Source organism: Cellulomonas wangsupingiae (assembly GCF_024508275.1).
Taxonomy (GTDB): Bacteria; Actinomycetota; Actinomycetes; order Actinomycetales; family Cellulomonadaceae; genus Cellulomonas; species Cellulomonas wangsupingiae.
Genome location: NZ_CP101989.1, coordinates 2368617 through 2384573 on the forward strand (window position 1 = coordinate 2368617; position 15957 = coordinate 2384573).

At 75.4% G+C, this 15957-nt stretch carries 17 protein-coding genes; 7 read left to right on the top strand and 10 right to left on the bottom strand.

The annotated features are described in order from the left end of the window. Window positions 1-125: 125 nt before the first annotated feature. Window positions 126-1334 carry a glycerate kinase family protein gene (locus tag NP075_RS10995; protein WP_308054126.1) on the bottom strand — a complete coding sequence of 403 codons (1209 nt, stop codon included), beginning with the start codon at window positions 1332-1334 and terminating at the stop codon, window positions 126-128. Between the two features lie 97 nt (window positions 1335-1431). Between NP075_RS10995 and nadA the strand changes: the two genes are divergently transcribed. Both nadA and NP075_RS11005 read left to right on the top strand, forming a co-directional pair. Further along, window positions 1432-2628 carry a quinolinate synthase NadA gene (gene nadA, locus NP075_RS11000; RefSeq protein WP_227563249.1) on the top strand — a complete coding sequence of 399 codons (1197 nt, stop codon included), beginning with the start codon at window positions 1432-1434 and terminating at the stop codon, window positions 2626-2628. 64 nt (window positions 2629-2692) lie between these two features. Then, complete coding sequence (locus NP075_RS11005) at window positions 2693-3211, top strand: acyl-CoA thioesterase (RefSeq protein ID WP_227563250.1); 519 nt, start codon at window positions 2693-2695, stop codon at window positions 3209-3211. Window positions 3212-3247: 36 nt separating this feature from the next. Here NP075_RS11005 and NP075_RS11010 read toward each other — a convergent pair whose 3' ends face one another. Continuing rightward, entirely contained in the window at window positions 3248-4642 is a 1395-nt protein-coding gene (locus NP075_RS11010) for a M20/M25/M40 family metallo-hydrolase (RefSeq protein WP_227563251.1), read from the bottom strand. A 32-nt stretch (window positions 4643-4674) separates the two neighbouring features. Between NP075_RS11010 and NP075_RS11015 the strand changes: the two genes are divergently transcribed. After that, the gene (locus tag NP075_RS11015; protein WP_227563252.1) at window positions 4675-5274 is read left to right on the top strand and encodes a DUF3043 domain-containing protein; all 600 of its coding nucleotides are present in this window, start codon (window positions 4675-4677) and stop codon (window positions 5272-5274) included. Between the two features lie 36 nt (window positions 5275-5310). On the opposite strand, the gene NP075_RS11020 is transcribed toward NP075_RS11015, so the two are convergent. From NP075_RS11020 to NP075_RS11030, 3 genes are read right to left on the bottom strand one after another with little or no spacing between them, the layout of a single operon-like run. Then, on the bottom strand, window positions 5311-6090 hold the full coding sequence (locus NP075_RS11020; RefSeq protein ID WP_227563253.1) for a hypothetical protein: 780 nt from the start codon (window positions 6088-6090) through the stop codon (window positions 5311-5313). Between the two features lie 51 nt (window positions 6091-6141). Then, on the bottom strand, window positions 6142-6780 hold the full coding sequence (yczE, locus tag NP075_RS11025; protein ID WP_227563254.1) for a membrane protein YczE: 639 nt from the start codon (window positions 6778-6780) through the stop codon (window positions 6142-6144). Beyond that, window positions 6777-6929, bottom strand: coding sequence for a hypothetical protein (locus NP075_RS11030; protein ID WP_227563255.1), 153 nt, complete (start codon window positions 6927-6929; stop codon window positions 6777-6779). Before NP075_RS11030 ends, yczE begins: the two co-directional genes overlap by 4 nt. A gap of 61 nt (window positions 6930-6990) precedes the next feature. On the opposite strand from NP075_RS11030, the gene yczR reads away from it, so the two are divergent. Continuing rightward, window positions 6991-8442 carry a MocR-like transcription factor YczR gene (gene yczR / locus NP075_RS11035; protein WP_227563256.1) on the top strand — a complete coding sequence of 484 codons (1452 nt, stop codon included), beginning with the start codon at window positions 6991-6993 and terminating at the stop codon, window positions 8440-8442. Window positions 8443-8452: 10 nt separating this feature from the next. Here yczR and NP075_RS11040 read toward each other — a convergent pair whose 3' ends face one another. Genes NP075_RS11040 through NP075_RS11055 form a run of 4 tightly spaced genes read right to left on the bottom strand, consistent with a single transcriptional unit; the run spans window position 8453 to window position 10543 of the window. Next, a complete protein-coding gene (locus NP075_RS11040) occupies window positions 8453-8665 on the bottom strand; it encodes a hypothetical protein (RefSeq protein WP_227563257.1) in 213 nt (70 codons plus the stop codon). Then, window positions 8665-9720 (bottom strand): quinone-dependent dihydroorotate dehydrogenase, encoded by a 1056-nt coding sequence (locus NP075_RS11045; RefSeq protein WP_227563258.1) that lies wholly within the window; start codon window positions 9718-9720, stop codon window positions 8665-8667. Before NP075_RS11045 ends, NP075_RS11040 begins: the two co-directional genes overlap by 1 nt. Window positions 9721-9725: 5 nt before the next feature. Beyond that, the gene (locus tag NP075_RS11050; protein ID WP_227563259.1) at window positions 9726-10190 is read right to left on the bottom strand and encodes a hypothetical protein; all 465 of its coding nucleotides are present in this window, start codon (window positions 10188-10190) and stop codon (window positions 9726-9728) included. Then, window positions 10187-10543: a hypothetical protein gene (locus tag NP075_RS11055; protein ID WP_227563260.1), complete on the bottom strand. Its 357-nt coding sequence runs from the start codon at window positions 10541-10543 to the stop codon at window positions 10187-10189. Before NP075_RS11055 ends, NP075_RS11050 begins: the two co-directional genes overlap by 4 nt. 76 nt (window positions 10544-10619) lie before the next feature. On the opposite strand from NP075_RS11055, the gene NP075_RS11060 reads away from it, so the two are divergent. Further along, window positions 10620-12101 (top strand): leucyl aminopeptidase, encoded by a 1482-nt coding sequence (locus NP075_RS11060; RefSeq protein ID WP_227563261.1) that lies wholly within the window; start codon window positions 10620-10622, stop codon window positions 12099-12101. 26 nt (window positions 12102-12127) lie between these two features. Here the strand turns inward: NP075_RS11060 and NP075_RS11065 are convergent, their stop codons facing one another. After that, window positions 12128-12487, bottom strand: coding sequence for an oxidoreductase (locus tag NP075_RS11065; protein WP_227563262.1), 360 nt, complete (start codon window positions 12485-12487; stop codon window positions 12128-12130). A gap of 198 nt (window positions 12488-12685) precedes the next feature. Between NP075_RS11065 and lpdA the strand changes: the two genes are divergently transcribed. Next, on the top strand, window positions 12686-14068 hold the full coding sequence (lpdA, locus tag NP075_RS11070; protein ID WP_227563263.1) for a dihydrolipoyl dehydrogenase: 1383 nt from the start codon (window positions 12686-12688) through the stop codon (window positions 14066-14068). A gap of 29 nt (window positions 14069-14097) precedes the next feature. Continuing rightward, window positions 14098-15858 (top strand): 2-oxoglutarate dehydrogenase, E2 component, dihydrolipoamide succinyltransferase, encoded by a 1761-nt coding sequence (sucB, locus tag NP075_RS11075; protein WP_227563264.1) that lies wholly within the window; start codon window positions 14098-14100, stop codon window positions 15856-15858. Window positions 15859-15957: the final 99 nt, after the last annotated feature.

Here is a 15957-nt window from a genome sequence, read left to right on the forward strand (position 1 = left end):
AACGGTCCTTCGAGGACGCAACACCATCCGCCGGGCCGTTTGTTCCCGGCCAGCCTACGCGCCGGTGCCGCGCCGGGTCATGGCCCCGGCGCGACGCAGGGCGCGCTCCCGGGTGCGACGCCGCGTCACGACGCGCGCGCCGGTGACCACGTGCGCGCGACGCGCGCCGCGCGCGCCCGCAGCGTGCCCGTCGGGTCGCCGAGCGCCGCCCGGACGGCGTCGGTCCCGTCCGCGACGGCGTACGCGGCCGTGATGCCGGCCGCGGACAGCTCGCGCCGTCCCACGAGCACCTCCCCGGACACGACGACGGCGGGGACGGCGTACGGCAGCGCCCGGGCGGCGACCTCCGCGACGACCTTGCCGTGCAGGGACTGCCAGTCGGTGCGCCCCTCCCCCGTCACCACCAGGTCGTGCGCCGCGATGCGCCCGGGCAGGTCCACCGCGTCGGCGACGAGCCGTGCGCCGGGCAGCAGCCGCGCCCCCAGCAGCGCGAGCGCGAAGCCGAGACCGCCCGCGGCGCCGGCGCCCGGCAGGGCCGACAGTCGGCCCGCACGTGCGTCCGGCGACCCGAGCAGGTCGGCGCCCGGCCCCGTGCGCACCGGTCCCAGCGCGGCGGTCGCGGCGTGCGCGAAGGCGCCCAGCGCCCGCTCGAGGTCCTGGGCCTGCTCCTGGGTCGCGCCCTTCTGCGCCGAGAAGCCGGCCGACGCACCCTGGAGGCCGAGCAGCGGGACGTCGACGTCCACAGCGGCGACGAGGTCGGCGCCGCGCAGGGCGGCCCGCAGGTCGGGCAGCCAGCGCAGGTCGTCGACGCCGAGGGAGCCCAGGGCGCCGCCACCGCCCCCCAGACGTGCCGCGACGTCCGGCGCGACGGTGCCGGCGGGGAGCAGCGCGTCCGCCAGCGCGAGCAGCAGCCCGGCGCCCGCGTCGTTGGTCGCCGACCCGCCGAGGCCGACCACGACCCGGTGCGCACCGGGCAGCACCGCCGCCAGGAGCTCGCCCGCGCCACGGCTCGTCGTCCGGGTCGGGTCGCGGCGGTCCTCCGGCACCAGCGCGAGGCCGACGGCGTGGGCCGACTCGACGTGCACGGTCGCGCCCACGCGCAGGACCGCCGCGAGGGCGGGCTCACCGAGCGGCCCGGTGACCGTCACCGGCTCGAGGTCGCCGCCGAGCGTCGCGTGGAGCGTCGCCACGAACCCCGGGCCGCCGTCGGCGAGCGGGCAGACGTCGATGACGTCGTGCGGGGCGCCGTCCGACCAGCCCGCGCGCAGCGCGTCGGCCGCCTGGGCGGGGGTCAGGCTGGTGCCGAAGCCGTCGGGGGCCATGAGGACGCGCACCCCCCGATCGTGGCACGCGCGCGGCGGTGGTCCGGACACGGGGGCCGGCACTCGACGAGGTCGGCGGGGCGGGAGGCCGCTGTGCGATCATGCGGCCGTGACCACCTCGACCGGCACGTTCGCCGAGCCCGCCCCGTCAGCGCTGCTGCTCCTGGGGCGCGGTGCCGACCTGGCCTCCGAGCGCGGTGTCGAGTGCGTCGGGGCGCTGCCTGCGCCGGGTGACCCGACGCTCGTGGAGCGCGCGCGGGCCGCGCGGGCCGCGCTGGGCGACCGGGCCTTCGTGCTGGGGCACCACTACCAGCGCGACGAGGTCATCGCCTTCGCCGACGTGACCGGGGACTCCTTCAAGCTCGCGCGCGAGGCCGCGGCCCGTCCCGACGCGGAGTTCGTCGTGTTCTGCGGCGTGCACTTCATGGCGGAGTCGGCCGACATCCTCACGTCCGACGCGCAGCAGGTGGTCCTGCCCGACCTGGCGGCCGGCTGCTCGATGGCCGACATGGCCGCGATCGACCAGGTCGAGGACGCGTGGGACGTCCTCGTCGACGCGGGCGTCGCGCAGGACACCGTGCCGGTGACGTACATGAACTCCACCGCCGCCATCAAGGCGTTCACGGGCCGGCACGACGGGACGGTCTGCACGTCGTCGAACGCGCACGTCGCCCTGCGGTGGGCGTTCGACCGGGTCGGCGGCCTCGACGGCCGCGGCAAGGTCCTGTTCATGCCGGACCAGCACCTGGGACGCAACACCGCGGTCACGCAGCTCGGCCTCTCGCTCGACGACTGCGTGGTGTTCGACCCGCGCCGGCCCGGCGGCGGCCTGACCACCCGGCAGCTGCGCGACGCCCGGATGATCCTGTGGCGCGGCCACTGCTCGGTGCACGGCCGGTTCTCGGCGCGCAACGTGGCGGACGTGCGGGCGGCAGTGCCCGGCGTGACGGTCCTGGTCCACCCCGAGTGCACGCACGAGGTCGTCACCGCGGCGGACATGGTGGGGTCGACGGAGTACATCATCAAGGCGCTCGACGCGGCCGAGCCGGGCACGTCGTGGGCGATCGGCACCGAGCTGAACCTGGTGCGACGCCTGGCGGCCCAGCACCCCGGGCTGTCGGTGCACTACCTCGACTCCACGGTGTGCTTCTGCTCCACCATGAACCGGATCGACCTGCCGCACCTGGTGTGGACGCTCGAGTCCCTGGTCGAGGGCCGCGTGCCGAACCGCATCGTCGTCGACGCGGACGACGCCCGGTGGGCGCGCGTCGCGCTGGACCGGATGCTCGCGCTGCCCGGTCACTGACCGACGCCGCACGTCCGGACCGCGCCACGCCCCACCGGTCGGTAACGTCTGCGCGGTGTCCCGGATGATCCAGCTGACCCTCGCGACCCTCCGCCCGCGCCGCGCCGTCCCCGGCCGTGACGTCCTCGACGCGTCGGTCACGCACCTGCGCGTGCGTCCCGGCGACCTCGACCTGTACCGCCACGTCAACAACGGGGTGTACCTGCAGTACATGGACCTGGGCCGGTCGAACTACCTCGCCGACCTCGGCGCGTTCGGCCGGCTGTCGGACCGCGGCTGGTATCCGGTGGTCGCCGCCTCGACCGTGAAGTACCGCCGCTCGCTGACGCTCGGCCAGCGCTTCACGGTGACGACGCGTGTGCTCGGCTGGGACGAGCGCGTCGTGTACCTCGAGCAGCTGGTCGACCGCGACGGGCAGCACGTCGCACGCGGCTGGGTCGCAGGCCGGTTCCTGTCCCGCGCGGGCGACCGGATCGCACCGGCGGACGTCGTCACGGCCATCGCCGACGAGCCCCGGCTCAGCCCGCAGCTGCCCGACGACGTCACGGCCTGGGCGCGCGCGGTCGACGTCGCCCACCGCTGAGCGTCGGCCCGCCGGGGAGCCGGCGGGCCGTCGCGCTCAGGCGTGCGGCGCCAGCACCTCGAGCAGCAGCGTCTCGGCCAGCACGGCCCGCTCCAGCTCGCCGAGGTGCACGGACTCGTCGGCCCCGTGCGCACGCGAGTCCGGGTCCTCGACGCCGGTGACGAGGATCGTCGCGCCGGGGAAGACGTCGAGCAGGTCACCGATGAACGGGATCGACCCGCCCAGCCCGATGTCCACCGGGGGCGTCCCCCACGACGTGCGCATGGCCCAGCGGGCGGCCTGCATGCCGGGCGAGTCCTCGGGCGCCTGGAACGACCGGCCGAGCTCGCCCTCGTGCACCGTCACGCGCGCCCCGAACGGCGCGTGGGTGAGCAGGTGCTCCCGCATCGCCGCCATCGCGGCGGCGGGCTCCTGGCCGGGCGCGAGCCGGACGGAGAGCTTCGCCGACGCCCGCGGGGCGATCGTGTTCGACGCGCTCGCGACGCGCGGGGCGTCGAGCCCGATCACGCCGATCGCCGGTCGTGTCCACAGCCGCGCCGTCAGCGGCCCGGTCCCCGCCAGCCGCACGCCCGGCAGCACGCCGGCGTCGGCGCGCAGGTCCGCCTCGTCGTAGTCGACCTCGGGGTCCGCGGCCCGCAGCAGCCCCGACACCGCCACGTCGCCGTGGTCGTCGTGCAGCGTCGCGAGGAGACGGGCCAGCAGGGTCGGCGCGTCGAGCACCGGGCCACCGAACATCCCGGAGTGCACCGCGTGGTCGAGCACCTCGACCTCGACGACGAGGTCCACCAGCCCACGCAGCGACGTCGTGAGCCCGGGGACGCCCACCTTCCAGTTCGACGAGTCGGCCACCACGATGACGTCGGCCGCCAGCAGGTCGCGGTGCGTGTGCAGGAAGTCGACGAACGTCGGGGAGCCCACCTCCTCCTCGCCCTCGACGAAGACGGTGACGCCGACGCCCAGCTCGTCGCCCAGCGCGCGCAGCGCTCCGACGTGCGCCACGACGCCCGCCTTGTCGTCGGCGGCGCCCCGCCCGAACAGCCGGTCGCCGCGCTGCGTGGGCTCGAAGGCCGGCGACGACCAGTGCGCGTCGTCACCGGGCGGCTGCACGTCGTGGTGGGCGTAGAGCAGGACCGTCGGCGCACCGGCCGGTGCGGGCCGCCGCGCGACGACCGCGGGTGCGCCCGCTGCGCCGTCCGCCGTGGTCACCCGCAGGACGTCGACCTGGGGCATCCCGGCCCCGGCGAGCAGTTGCGCCACCGCGGCGGCGGACGCCTCGACGTGGGCCTGGTCGAACTCGGTGTTCGAGACGCTCGGGATGCGCACGAGCGCCTCCAGGTCCGCGCGGACACCGGCGAACTGCTCGGCGACGCGCGCCCGCAGGAGCGCCACGCGCTCCTCGGTGGGGGCAGGGACGGGGTCGATGGTGGTCACGTCCCACGACGCTACTCGACTACCCTGGAAGCGTGTTCGGACGCAAGCAGGACCCTCCGCCGACCGTCGAGGCACCCGTCGTCGACGACCCGCCCCAGCCGGTGCCCTCGGGCAAGGGCCGGCCCACGCCCCGGCGCAAGGAGGCGGAGGCACGCAACAAGCGCCCCCTCGTCCCCGCGGACCGCCGGGCGGCGGCCAAGGAGGCACGTGTCAGGGCGCGCGCCCAGCGCGACCTCGAGTACCAGGCGATGCGCAACGGCGACGAGCGGCACATGCCGGCCCGCGACCGCGGGCCCGTGCGCCGGTTCGTGCGCGACAGCGTCGACGCCCGGTGGAACCTCGGCGAGTTCTTCCTGCCGCTGGCGGCGGTGTTCCTGGTCCTGCAGTTCGTCACCGCGCAGGGCGCGCCGGTCGTGGCCTTCGCGTCCCTCATCCTGCTGTACGTCTACATCCTGTCGGCGATGGTCGACGCCTGGCTGATGTGGCGCGGGCTGAAGAAGCGCCTGGTCGCGAAGTTCGGCGAGACGGCCCTGCCCCGCGGCCTGGCCATGTACGCGGTGCTGCGTGCGTTCCAGGTGCGTCCCTCGCGCCTGCCGAAGCCGATGGCCAAGCACGGGCAGCACCCGGCCTGACGGTCGCCGCGTCGGCCCCGGGCCCAGCCCGGCGGCTCAGCCGCAGGCCCGCAGCACCTGCAGCACGACGAACCCCAGGACCAGCAGCGGGACGAACGGGTTGACCCTGTTGCCACGCGGTGCAGGTGAGCGCGGCGTCCCCGGGCCGGGCACGGACGCGCGCGCGCCGGGCTGCCGGGGGCCGGGCCGACCGGGCACGGGGACGGGGACCCACCGGTGGTCGGGCAGCAGGACGTGCCCGTTGACGACGTCACCGACCCGGTAGGTGCGGCGGGCCGGGGCCGGGGCGTCCTGCCGCGCCGGTGCCGACGCCGCGGCCTCCCGGGCCGCCGCGCGGTCGGCCGTGGCACGCTCGGTCGCGGCGCGGTACTCCACCGTCCGCTGCTCGGCGGAGGCGCTCTGCGCGGCGTCACGACGTTCCGTGGTGGCGCGCTCCCGCGCGAGCCGGTGCTCGGTGGCGCGGGTCGCCGCGCGCTGCGCGGCGGTCTGCTCGGGACGGCGCGTCCCGCCCGGCTCCTGCGCGGCGGCGGGCCTCGGGCGCCGCGCCGCGCCCGCCTCCACCCTGTCTCGCACACGCGAGGCGAGCGGCACCCAGTCGCCCCCGGGCGTCAGGACGTGGCCGTCGACGACGTCGCCGGGCGCGTACGGCTCCGACGGGTCACGGCGCAGCGGCACCCACGTCAGGTCGGCATCGAGCATGTGCCCGTCGACGACGTCCCCCAGGCGGTACGGGGAGCCCGCCGTCGGGGAGCGGCGCACCCAGTCCCCCGACTCGGTCAGCTCGAAGCCGTCCACCACCGCGCCGACCGTGTACATCGTGCTCCTCGCCGCTCGTCCCCTGCTCGTCCCCTGCCCTGTGGCCGCAGGCTACCCGTCGGCGGGCACGCTCAGGCGGGGCAGCAGCACGTGCACGACCGGCCCGATGGCCAGCGCGTAGGCCAGCGTGCCGACGCCGACCGTGCCACCGAGCAGCCAGCCGGCGGCCACCACCACGACCTCGATCGACCCGCGCACGAGCCGCACCGGGCGACCGGTCCGGGCCACGAGTCCCGTCATGAGCCCGTCGCGCGGCCCCGGACCGAGCCGCGCGCCGACGTACAGCGCGGTGGCCAGCCCGTTGACGACCACGCCGACGGCGACCAGCCCGCCGGCTGCGGCGAGGGGCAGCGGGTCGGGCAGCAGGTCCGTCAGGGCGAGGAACGGGTCGACGAGCAGCCCGATGACGACCACGTTGGCGACTGTCCCGAGTCCCGGGCGCTGGCGCAGCGGGACCCAGCAGAGCAGCACCGCGAACGACACGACGACCGTGGCGGTGCCGAACGACCACCCGGTGACGCGCGTGAGGCCCTGGCTGAGCACGGCCCACGGCATCGAGCCCAGCTGGGCGCGGACCAGCAGCGCGACGGACGCCGCGTACAGGACGAGGCCGACGAGCAGGCGCCCGCCGCGGCGGGCGTGCGCGTGGGCGCTGCGGGGCGCCGGCCGGACGTCGGGCGACGCGCTCACCACGGCCGGTCCACCGTGTCGCGCGGGTGCGAGGGGGGCGGTGGCCGGTGGCCGAGGCCGTCGTCCCGCACGGTGCGGACGAGCAGGGCCAGGAGACCGAGGGCGAGCAGTGCACCGGCGACCACAGCCGGAACGAACGACGACGTCATGGCCCCACGATCGGAGATCGGTGGCCTTGTCAGCCATAGCCACTTGCTCGATAGTGGCCCCATGCCACTGCCCGCCGACCGCCGCGTGAACGGACCACGGCTGCGCACGCTGCTCGGCTCCTGGCAGCGGCGTGGGCCCGCCTACCAGGCCCTCGCCGATGCGCTGCGCGGCCTGACCCGCTCCGGGACGCTCCCGCTCGCCACGCGCCTGCCAAGCGAGCGGGAGGTCGCCGACGCGCTCGGCGTGTCCCGGACCACCGTCACCGCGGCGTACGACCTGCTGCGCGACGAGGGTTTCCTGGTCAGCCGGCGCGGCTCGGGCACCGTGACCACCCTTCCCGCCCACGCGGGCGACCGCGCGCCCGCCCGGCTGGGCACCGTCGACGACGGCCTGGTCGACCTCTCCGCGGCCGCGCCGGCCGCCCCGCCGCAGCTCGCGACGGCGTGCGCCGCCGCGCTGGACGCCCTGCCGCGCCACGCGACCGGCGCGGGGTACGTGCCGCTCGGCCTGCCCGAGCTGCGCGCGGCCGTCGCCGAGCGCTACACGCGCCGCGGCGTGCCGACCGGCCCGGACCAGGTGCTGATCACGACCGGGGGCCAGCAGGCCATCCACCTGCTGGCGAGCGCGTTCGCCGGCCCGGGCGACCGGGCGGTCGTCGAGCACCCGACCTACCCGCACGCGATCGACGCGGTGCGGGCCGCCGGCGCCCGGGCCGTGCCCGTACCCGTCACGCCGCAGGGCACCGACCTCGACCTCCTGGAGTCCACGGTCCGGCAGTCCGCCCCGCGCCTGGTGTACCTCGTGCCCGACCACCACAACCCGACCGGCACCTCGCTGTCCGCCGCCGGACGCGAGCGGGTGCGGGACCTGGCGCGGCGCACCCGGACGGTCGTCGTCGGCGACGAGACGCTCGTCGACCTGCGGCTCGACGGCCCCGAGCTCGCGCCGTTCGCCGGCGCCGGTCGCGGCACCGACCGGTACGTCGTGTGCGTGGGATCGGCGTCGAAGTCCTTCTGGGGCGGTCTGCGCGTCGGGTGGGTGCGCGGCCACCCCGACCTGGTCAGCGCGCTCGCGCAGCGGCGCGCCCACGTCGACCTGGGCACCTCCGTGCTCGACCAGCTCGTCACGGTCGAGCTCCTCGCCCAGGCGGACGAGATCGTGGCCCAGCGCCGCACGGCCCTGCGCGAGCAGCGCGACGCCCTGACCGGACTGCTCGCCCGCGAGCTGCCGGACTGGCGCCTGACCGTCCCGGCCGGCGGACTGTCGACATGGGTCGACCTCGGCGCCCCGGTGTCGACGGCGTTGGCCGCGCTCGCCCACGGGCACGGGGTGCGCATCGCGCCCGGTCCCGCGTTCGGTGTCGACGGGACCTTCGACGACCACCTGCGCGTCCCGTTCTCCCAGCCGGTCGACGCGCTGCGCCGTGCCGTCGACGGCCTCGCGGCGGCCTGGGCGGCGCTGGGCGGCGCGAGCCCGGTGCGAGCGTCGGGCGGGCAGCCCGCGCTCGTCTGAGCGCCCGCTCTCAGTCGGTGGGCAGGTCGATCCCGGGCGGCAGGTCCGCCCCGTCGTGCTGCAGCACGACACGCCGCACCCCCTGGCCCGCGAGCGCGCGCCAGTGCTCGCCGAGCCACTGCTCGGCCTCGAAGCGGGCGAGGAACACCGGGCTGCCCGGACGCTCGACGTCGCCGCCGTCCACACCCTCCAGCCGCCACTGCCACCGCGGGCGCGCGACCATCACCGCACCCCCGGGGCGCGTACCGCGTCGTCCGCGAGCGCGCGGGCGACGCGCGCCGGGAAGGCCGGGCCCTCGTAGATGAACGCGGTGTACGCCTGCACCAACGTCGCGCCGACGGCGAGGTACTCCCGTGCGTCGGCGGGTCCGCTCACGCCGCCCACCCCGATGATCACCGCCTCGTCGCCGAGCCGGGTGCGCAGCCGCGCCACGACGTCGAGACCGCGGGCCAGCAGCGGGGGCCCGGACAGCCCGCCGGGGCCGAGGTCGTGCGCGATCGTGGTGTTGACAGCGACGACGCCGTCGAGCCCCAGCTCGGCGACGAGGTCGGCGACGGCGTCGACGTCCTCGTCGGACAGGTCGGGGGCGATCTTGACCAGCACGGGGACGACCGGGCGGCCCGCACGCGCGGTGGCCTCGTCGGCGGCGACACGTGTCGCGGTGAGGACGGGCCGCAGGGAGCCGACCGCCTGCAGGTCGCGCAGCCCCGGGGTGTTGGGCGACGACACGTTGACGACGAGGTAGTCCGCGTACGGCGCCAGGCGGCCCGCGCTCGTCGCGTAGTCGGCCGCCGCCTCCGCCGCGGGTGTCGCCTTCGTCTTGCCGATGTTCACGCCGACGACGATCCGCCGGCCGTGCGGGGTCGCCCGCAGCCGGCGCAGGCGTGCCGCCACGGCCTGCGAGCCCTCGTTGTTGAAGCCCATGCGGTTGCGCAGCGCGCGCCTGTCGAGCACGCGCCACAGGCGCGGCCCCTCGTTGCCCGGCTGCGCGTGCGCCGTGACGGTGCCGATCTCGACGAACGAGAACCCGAGCATCGCCAGGCCCTCGACCGCGCGGGCGTCCTTGTCGAAGCCGGCCGCGAGCCCGAAGCGCCCGGGCAGCTCGCGTCCCCACACCCGCACGCGACCGGCGTCGCCGCGGGGCACGCGCAGGACACGGGAGACGAGCGTCCGCAGGCCGGGGACGCGCCCCAGGCCGCCGATGAGCGCGAACGCCAGCTCGTGCGCCCGCTCGGGGTCCATGCGACGGAAGACCAGGTCGAACAGCAGCCGGTACACGCGGGTCACCCTACGGCGGGAGGTGCGCCGGGCGGCGGGGCGTCCACGGCCGGCCCGGGTCGGCCGGTGCGGCGCAGCCACCACAGCCCGACGAAGGGCAGGACGAGCGGCACGTAGCCGTACCCGGCACCGAACCTCGACCAGACCGTCTCGTCGGGGAAGTCCCCGACGTCCACCGTCGACAGCGTCCCGACGAGGAGCACCCCCACCATCTCGAACACCACGGCGCCCCACGCCAGCGGGCGCAGGTCGCGCGCGAGGGCGTACGTCGCGACGACGTACACGAGGCCGGCCACGAGCGAGAGCAGGTACGCGAGGGGCGCCTCGTGCAGCTTCGTGCCGACCTGGTACAGCCCGCGGGCGGACGCGGCGAGCGCGAGCACGCCGTACACCGCGACGAGCAGCCGGCCGGCCCCTGTCCCCGTGGGGCGCGGTGGCACGGCGGCGTCGGCGGTCCCGGCCACGGTCACGCCCCCCAGATCTGCATCAGGCGCAGCTCGAGGAAGGCGACCGTCAGCGCGGCCACGACCAGCACGACCGAGCTCCAGCGGGTCCGCTCCGCGAACGCCCACGCGGCCGCGACGGGCAGCACGACGAGCTGCGTCACGACGTACCCCCACAGCAGCACGCCGTCGACGTCCTGGTCCCCCGTCGCCTGCACGACGGCCAGGACGACCGCCTGGACGAGCAGCACGCCCTCGACCACCGCCCCGCCCCACAGCTGGCGCAGCACGACGGCGCGGTCGGCGACGACGAACCACCCGGCCCAGGCGGAGAGGGCCAGGCACAGGGCGGCGACGAGCAGCGCGAGAGGGACGAGCACGGGGCAGAAACTACCCGCCGCGACGCCGTGGTTCCTCCCTGCGGGTCGCGCGCCTGGGCGCCGCTACGATCGGTGCGTGATCTCCCTGACCTCCACCGACCCCACCCGCCTCGACGTCGACGCGGTCGTCGTCGGCGTCCACGCACAGGGGACGTCCCTGGTCCCCGCCGGCGCGGACTGGCTGCCTGCGGAGCTCGCGCGCCAGATCACGCAGGACGGTGCGCGCCTCGGCATCACCGGTGCCGTCGACGAGGTCCGCCGGCTGCCCGGCACGGGTCTGCGCGCGGCGACGCTCGTCGTGACGGGCCTGGGCGACGGTCCCCTCGACCCCGCGACGCCCGCCGGCGCGGAGCTGCTGCGCCGCGCGAGCGGTGCCGCGACACGCGAGCTGGCCGGCCTGTCGTCGGTCGCGATCGCCCTGCCGGCCCCCGACGCGGACGCCGTCGCGGCGATCGCCGAGGGCGCGCTGCTGGGCGCCTACGGCTTCGGGCGGTACCACGTGCAGGACGCCCCGGTGGAGCGCGTCGAGGTGGTCACCGCCGCCGCGCGGGACAAGGCGGCCAAGGCCGCGCTCGCGCGGGCCGAGGTGCTCGCCGCCGCCGTCCACGGGACGCGGGACCTGGTGAACACGGCACCCAACGACCTGTACCCCGCGGCGTTCGCCGACGCCGCGAAGGCGGCCGTGAAGGCGTCCGGCGCCAAGGGCCTGAAGGTCACGGTGCTCGACGAGAAGGCGCTCGCCGCCGGTGGCTACGGCGGCCTCGTCGGCGTCGGGCAGGGCTCGGCCCGGCCGCCGCGGCTCGTCAAGGTGACGTACTCCCCCGCGAAGGCGGCCGGCCACGTGGCGCTCGTCGGCAAGGGCATCACGTTCGACTCCGGCGGCATCTCGATCAAGCCTGCCGCGGGCATGGAGGCGATGAAGTCGGACATGGCCGGTGCGGCCGCCGTCCTGCACACCGTGGTCGCGGCCGCGCAGCTCGGTCTGCGCGTCGCGGTCACCGGCTGGCTGTGCCTGGCGGAGAACATGCCGTCCGGCACCGCGCAGCGACCGTCCGACGTCATCACGATCCGTGGCGGCAAGACCGTCGAGGTGCTGAACACCGACGCCGAGGGCCGCCTGGTCATGGCCGACGGGCTCGTCGCGGCCGTCGAGGAGAAGCCCGACCTCGTGGTCGACATCGCGACGCTGACGGGCGCGCAGGTCGTGGCGCTCGGCCACCGGGTGTCGGCCGTCATGGGCACCGACGCCGCCCGCGCCGAGCTGGTCGACGCCGCGCACGGCGCAGGTGAGCAGTTCTGGCCGATGCCGCTGCCGGCCGACCTGCGCGCGGGCCTGAAGTCCAAGGTGGCCGACCTGGCGAACATCGGAGACCGCTTCGGCGGCATGCTCACCGCCGGCATCTTCCTGCAGGAGTTCGTCGGGACGACGCCGTGGGCGCACCTCGACGTGGCCGGCCCGGCGTTCAACGAGCGCACGGCCTTCGGCTACACCCCCGTCGGCGGCACGGGCGTCGGGGTCCGCACCCTCCTGCGGCTGCTGGAGCAGCGCGCGTCCTGACGCCACGGGCCCGCGGCGCCCGACCGTCAGGTGCGGTCGGCGCTGCGGCGCTTGCGCTCCAGCCTCTGGCGCGCGTTCCAGTCCCGGACCCGCTGCGGGTAGCCGGTGCGCTGCACGTCGTACACGGGGATCTGCAGGTCACGCGCGATCGAGGCCGCCGCCCGCTCGTCCGGGACCTTGCGGCGGGTCCACTCGCCGTCCGTCGCGACGAGCATGATCGTCGTCGGCGTCACGTTCGTCCGCGGTTCGACGTAGGCCTCGACGCCGACGCGTGTGGTGACGAAGTCCCGCAGGTAGGCGAGGGTCTCCGCCCGCGCGTCGCGACCGGTCGGCGCGTCCGCGGACGAGCCGGTACGGCCCGGCCGGCGACGTGAGAACAGACCCATGGCGTGCACCCTACCGACGCCACCGGGGAGCCACCTGGACGTGGCCGCCCGCCGCCGGGGCCGGCCGCGGCGCGCACCGTGTCATGGGACGACTGTCGCGGGTCTCACACGCCCGGATGTGCTAGACGGTTCGTCGCCGCGCGGGCGGGATGACAAGATGGGCGCGCAGCAAATCCCACACCCTCGAGGAGTGCGCACGTGGCCGACAACGGCACCGCTTTCGACATCGTCGTCCTGGGCGGAGGTAGTGGCGGCTACGCAGCCGCCCTGCGTGCCGCCGAGCTCGGCAAGACCGTGGCCCTGGTCGAGGCCGACAAGGTGGGTGGCACCTGCCTGCACCGCGGGTGCATCCCCACCAAGGCCCTCCTGCACGCGGCCGAGCTGGCCGACAACGCCCGTGACGGCGCGCAGTTCGGGGTGCACAGCACGCTCGAGCGCATCGACATGGGTGGCGTGAACACCTACAAGGACAACGTGATCGGCCGGCTCTACAAGGGCCTGCAGGGTCTCATCAAGTCCCGCAAGATCGAGGTCGTCGAGGGCTACGGCAAGCTCACCGGCCCGAACACCGTCCAGGTGGGCGACCGCACGCTGACCGGTGAGCACATCGTGCTCGGCACCGGCTCCTACGCGCGCTCGCTGCCCGGTCTGGAGATCGGCGGCCGGGTCATCACCTCGGACCAGGCGCTCACGCTCGACTGGGTCCCCCGCTCGGCGATCATCCTCGGCGGCGGCGTCATCGGCTCGGAGTTCGCGAGCGTCTGGAAGTCGTTCGGTGCCGACGTCACCATCATCGAGGCGCTGCCCCACCTGGTCCCGAACGAGGACGAGGCGATCTCCAAGGCGTTCGAGCGCGCGTTCCGCAAGCGCGGCATCGCCTTCAACCTCGGGGTCCGCTTCTCCGGCGTCACGCAGGACGACAACGGCGTGCACGTCTCGCTCGAGGACGGCAAGACCTTCGACGCCGACGTGCTGCTCGTCGCGGTGGGCCGCGGCCCGAACACCGGCGGCCTGGGCTACGAGGAGCAGGGCATCACGCTGGACCGCGGCTTCGTCATCACCGACGAGCGGCTGCACACCGGTGTCGCGAACATCTACGCGGTCGGCGACATCGTCCCCGGCCTGCAGCTCGCGCACCGCGGCTTCCAGCAGGGCATCTTCGTCGCCGAGCAGATCGCGGGCCTCAACCCGCCGCTCATCGACGAGTCCGGCATCCCGCGCGTGACGTACTCCGACCCGGAGGTCGGCTCGGTCGGCGTCACCGAGAAGCGCGCCAAGGAGCTCTACGGCGACGACGGCGTCGACGTCCTCGAGTACAACCTGGGAGGCAACGGCAAGAGCCAGATCCTCGCCACCCAGGGCTTCATCAAGCTCGTCCGCAAGAAGGACGGCCCGGTCGTCGGCGTGCACATGATCGGTGCGCGTGTCGGCGAGCTCATCGGCGAGGGCCAGCTCATCGTCAACTGGGAGGCCTACCCGGAGGACGTCGCGCAGCTCGTCCACGCGCACCCCACGCAGAACGAGGCTCTCGGTGAGGCGTTCCTCGCGCTCGCCGGCAAGCCGCTGCACGCCCACAACTGACCCCAGGACCCAAGGAGACACGAGCGGTCATGTCCGACAACGTGCAGCTTCCCGCGCTCGGTGAGTCCGTCACCGAGGGCACCGTCACCCGCTGGCTCAAGAACGTCGGCGACACCGTCGCCGTCGACGAGCCCCTGCTCGAGATCTCGACCGACAAGGTCGACACCGAGATCCCCTCGCCGTTCGCCGGCGTGCTCGAGCAGATCCTCGTCCAGGAGGACGAGACCGTCGAGGTCGGCGCCTCGCTGGCCGTCATCGGCTCCGGCGAGGGCGGCGGCGACGCCCCCTCCGGCGAGCAGCAGGCCCCCGCGCCGCAGGCCGACGAGGCCGCGCCGGCCGAGGAGCCCGCGCAGCAGGCGCAGCCCGAGGAGCCCGCAGCCGAGGCCTCCGCACAGCAGCCGGTCGAGCAGCACGAGGACGCGCCGGCACCGGCCGCGTCGTCGGGCGGCGACGGCCAGGAGGTCACCCTCCCCGCGCTCGGCGAGTCCGTCACCGAGGGCACCGTCACCCGGTGGCTGAAGGCCGTCGGCGACCAGGTCGAGGTCGACGAGCCGCTGCTCGAGATCTCCACCGACAAGGTCGACACCGAGATCCCGTCGCCGGTCGCGGGCACGCTGCAGGAGATCAAGGTCGGCGAGGACGAGACCGTCGAGGTCGGTGCCGTGCTCGCGGTCATCGGGTCCGGAGCGGCCGCGTCCGCACCGGCCGCCGAGCAGCCCGCCGCGCCGCAGGAGCCGGCGCAGCAGGCCGACGCCCCGCAGCCGTCCGCCCCCGAGGCCTCCGAGGCACCCGCCGAGAAGGCCCCGGAGCAGCCCGCACCCGCCGCGCAGGAGCCTGCCGCCGCGCAGTCGTCGGCGCCGCAGCCCACGGCCGGAGGCTCGTACCTCACGCCGCTGGTCCGCAAGCTCGCGGCCGAGAAGGGCGTGGACGTCTCGACGCTCACCGGCTCGGGCGTCGGCGGGCGCATCCGCAAGGAGGACGTGCTCGAGGCCGCCGCCAAGGCCGAGGAGGCCCGCAAGGCCGCCGCGGCGCCGGCACCGGCCAAGGCAGCAGCACCGGCGGCCGTCTCGCCGCTGCGCGGCACCACCGAGAAGGCCAGCCGGCTGCGTCAGATCATCGCCGAGCGCATGGTCGAGGCGCTGCACACGCAGGCGCAGCTCACGACCGTCGTCGAGGTGGACGTCACCAAGATCGCGCGCCTGCGGGCACGCGCCAAGGACGACTTCAAGGCACGCGAGGGCGTCAACCTCACGTTCCTGCCGTTCTTCGTCCAGGCCGCCGTCGAGGCCCTCAAGACGTACCCCAAGGTCAACGGGGTGCTCGAGGACAAGACGATCACGTACCACGGCCAGGAGAACGTCGGCATCGCGGTCGACACCGAGCGCGGGCTGCTGGTGCCGGTCATCCGCGACGCGGGCGACCTCAACATCGCGGGCATCTCCCGCAAGATCGCCGACCTCGCGGCACGCACGCGCGCCAACAAGGTCACTCCGGACGAGCTGTCGGGCGCGACCTTCACGGTCACGAACACCGGCTCGGGCGGCGCGATCATCGACACGCCGATCGTCCCCGGCGGCACGTCGGCGATCCTCGGCACCGGCGCGATCGTCAAGCGCCCGGTCGTCGTGAAGGGCGCGGACGGCGAAGAGGTCATCGCCATCCGGTCGATGTGCTACCTGTGCCTGTCGTACGACCACCGCCTGGTCGACGGCGCGGACGCGTCGCGCTACCTCACCGCGGTGAAGAACCGCCTCGAGGAGGGCGCGTTCGAGGCCGAGCTCGGTCTCTGACGCCACGCACGACCCCGCAGGGCCGCCCACCGACCGGTGGGCGGCCCTGCGTCGTTCCGCCGGCGCGCCCCTGTGCCGCCGCGTGGCTAGGGTGACCCG

What these genes read in the sequence shown, in the direction of transcription:
- NP075_RS11005 (WP_227563250.1), top strand. Translation starts at nt 2,693, where the DNA reads ATGATCCAGCTGACCCTCGCGACCCTCCGCCCGCGCCGCGCCGTCCCC.
- NP075_RS11020 (WP_227563253.1), bottom strand. Translation starts at nt 6,090, where the DNA reads ATGTACACGGTCGGCGCGGTGGTGGACGGCTTCGAGCTGACCGAGTCG.
- NP075_RS11030 (WP_227563255.1), bottom strand. Translation starts at nt 6,929, where the DNA reads ATGACGTCGTCGTTCGTTCCGGCTGTGGTCGCCGGTGCACTGCTCGCC.
- yczR (WP_227563256.1), top strand. Translation starts at nt 6,991, where the DNA reads ATGCCACTGCCCGCCGACCGCCGCGTGAACGGACCACGGCTGCGCACG.
- NP075_RS11040 (WP_227563257.1), bottom strand. Translation starts at nt 8,665, where the DNA reads ATGGTCGCGCGCCCGCGGTGGCAGTGGCGGCTGGAGGGTGTGGACGGC.
- NP075_RS11065 (WP_227563262.1), bottom strand. Translation starts at nt 12,487, where the DNA reads ATGGGTCTGTTCTCACGTCGCCGGCCGGGCCGTACCGGCTCGTCCGCG.
- sucB (WP_227563264.1), top strand. Translation starts at nt 14,098, where the DNA reads ATGTCCGACAACGTGCAGCTTCCCGCGCTCGGTGAGTCCGTCACCGAG.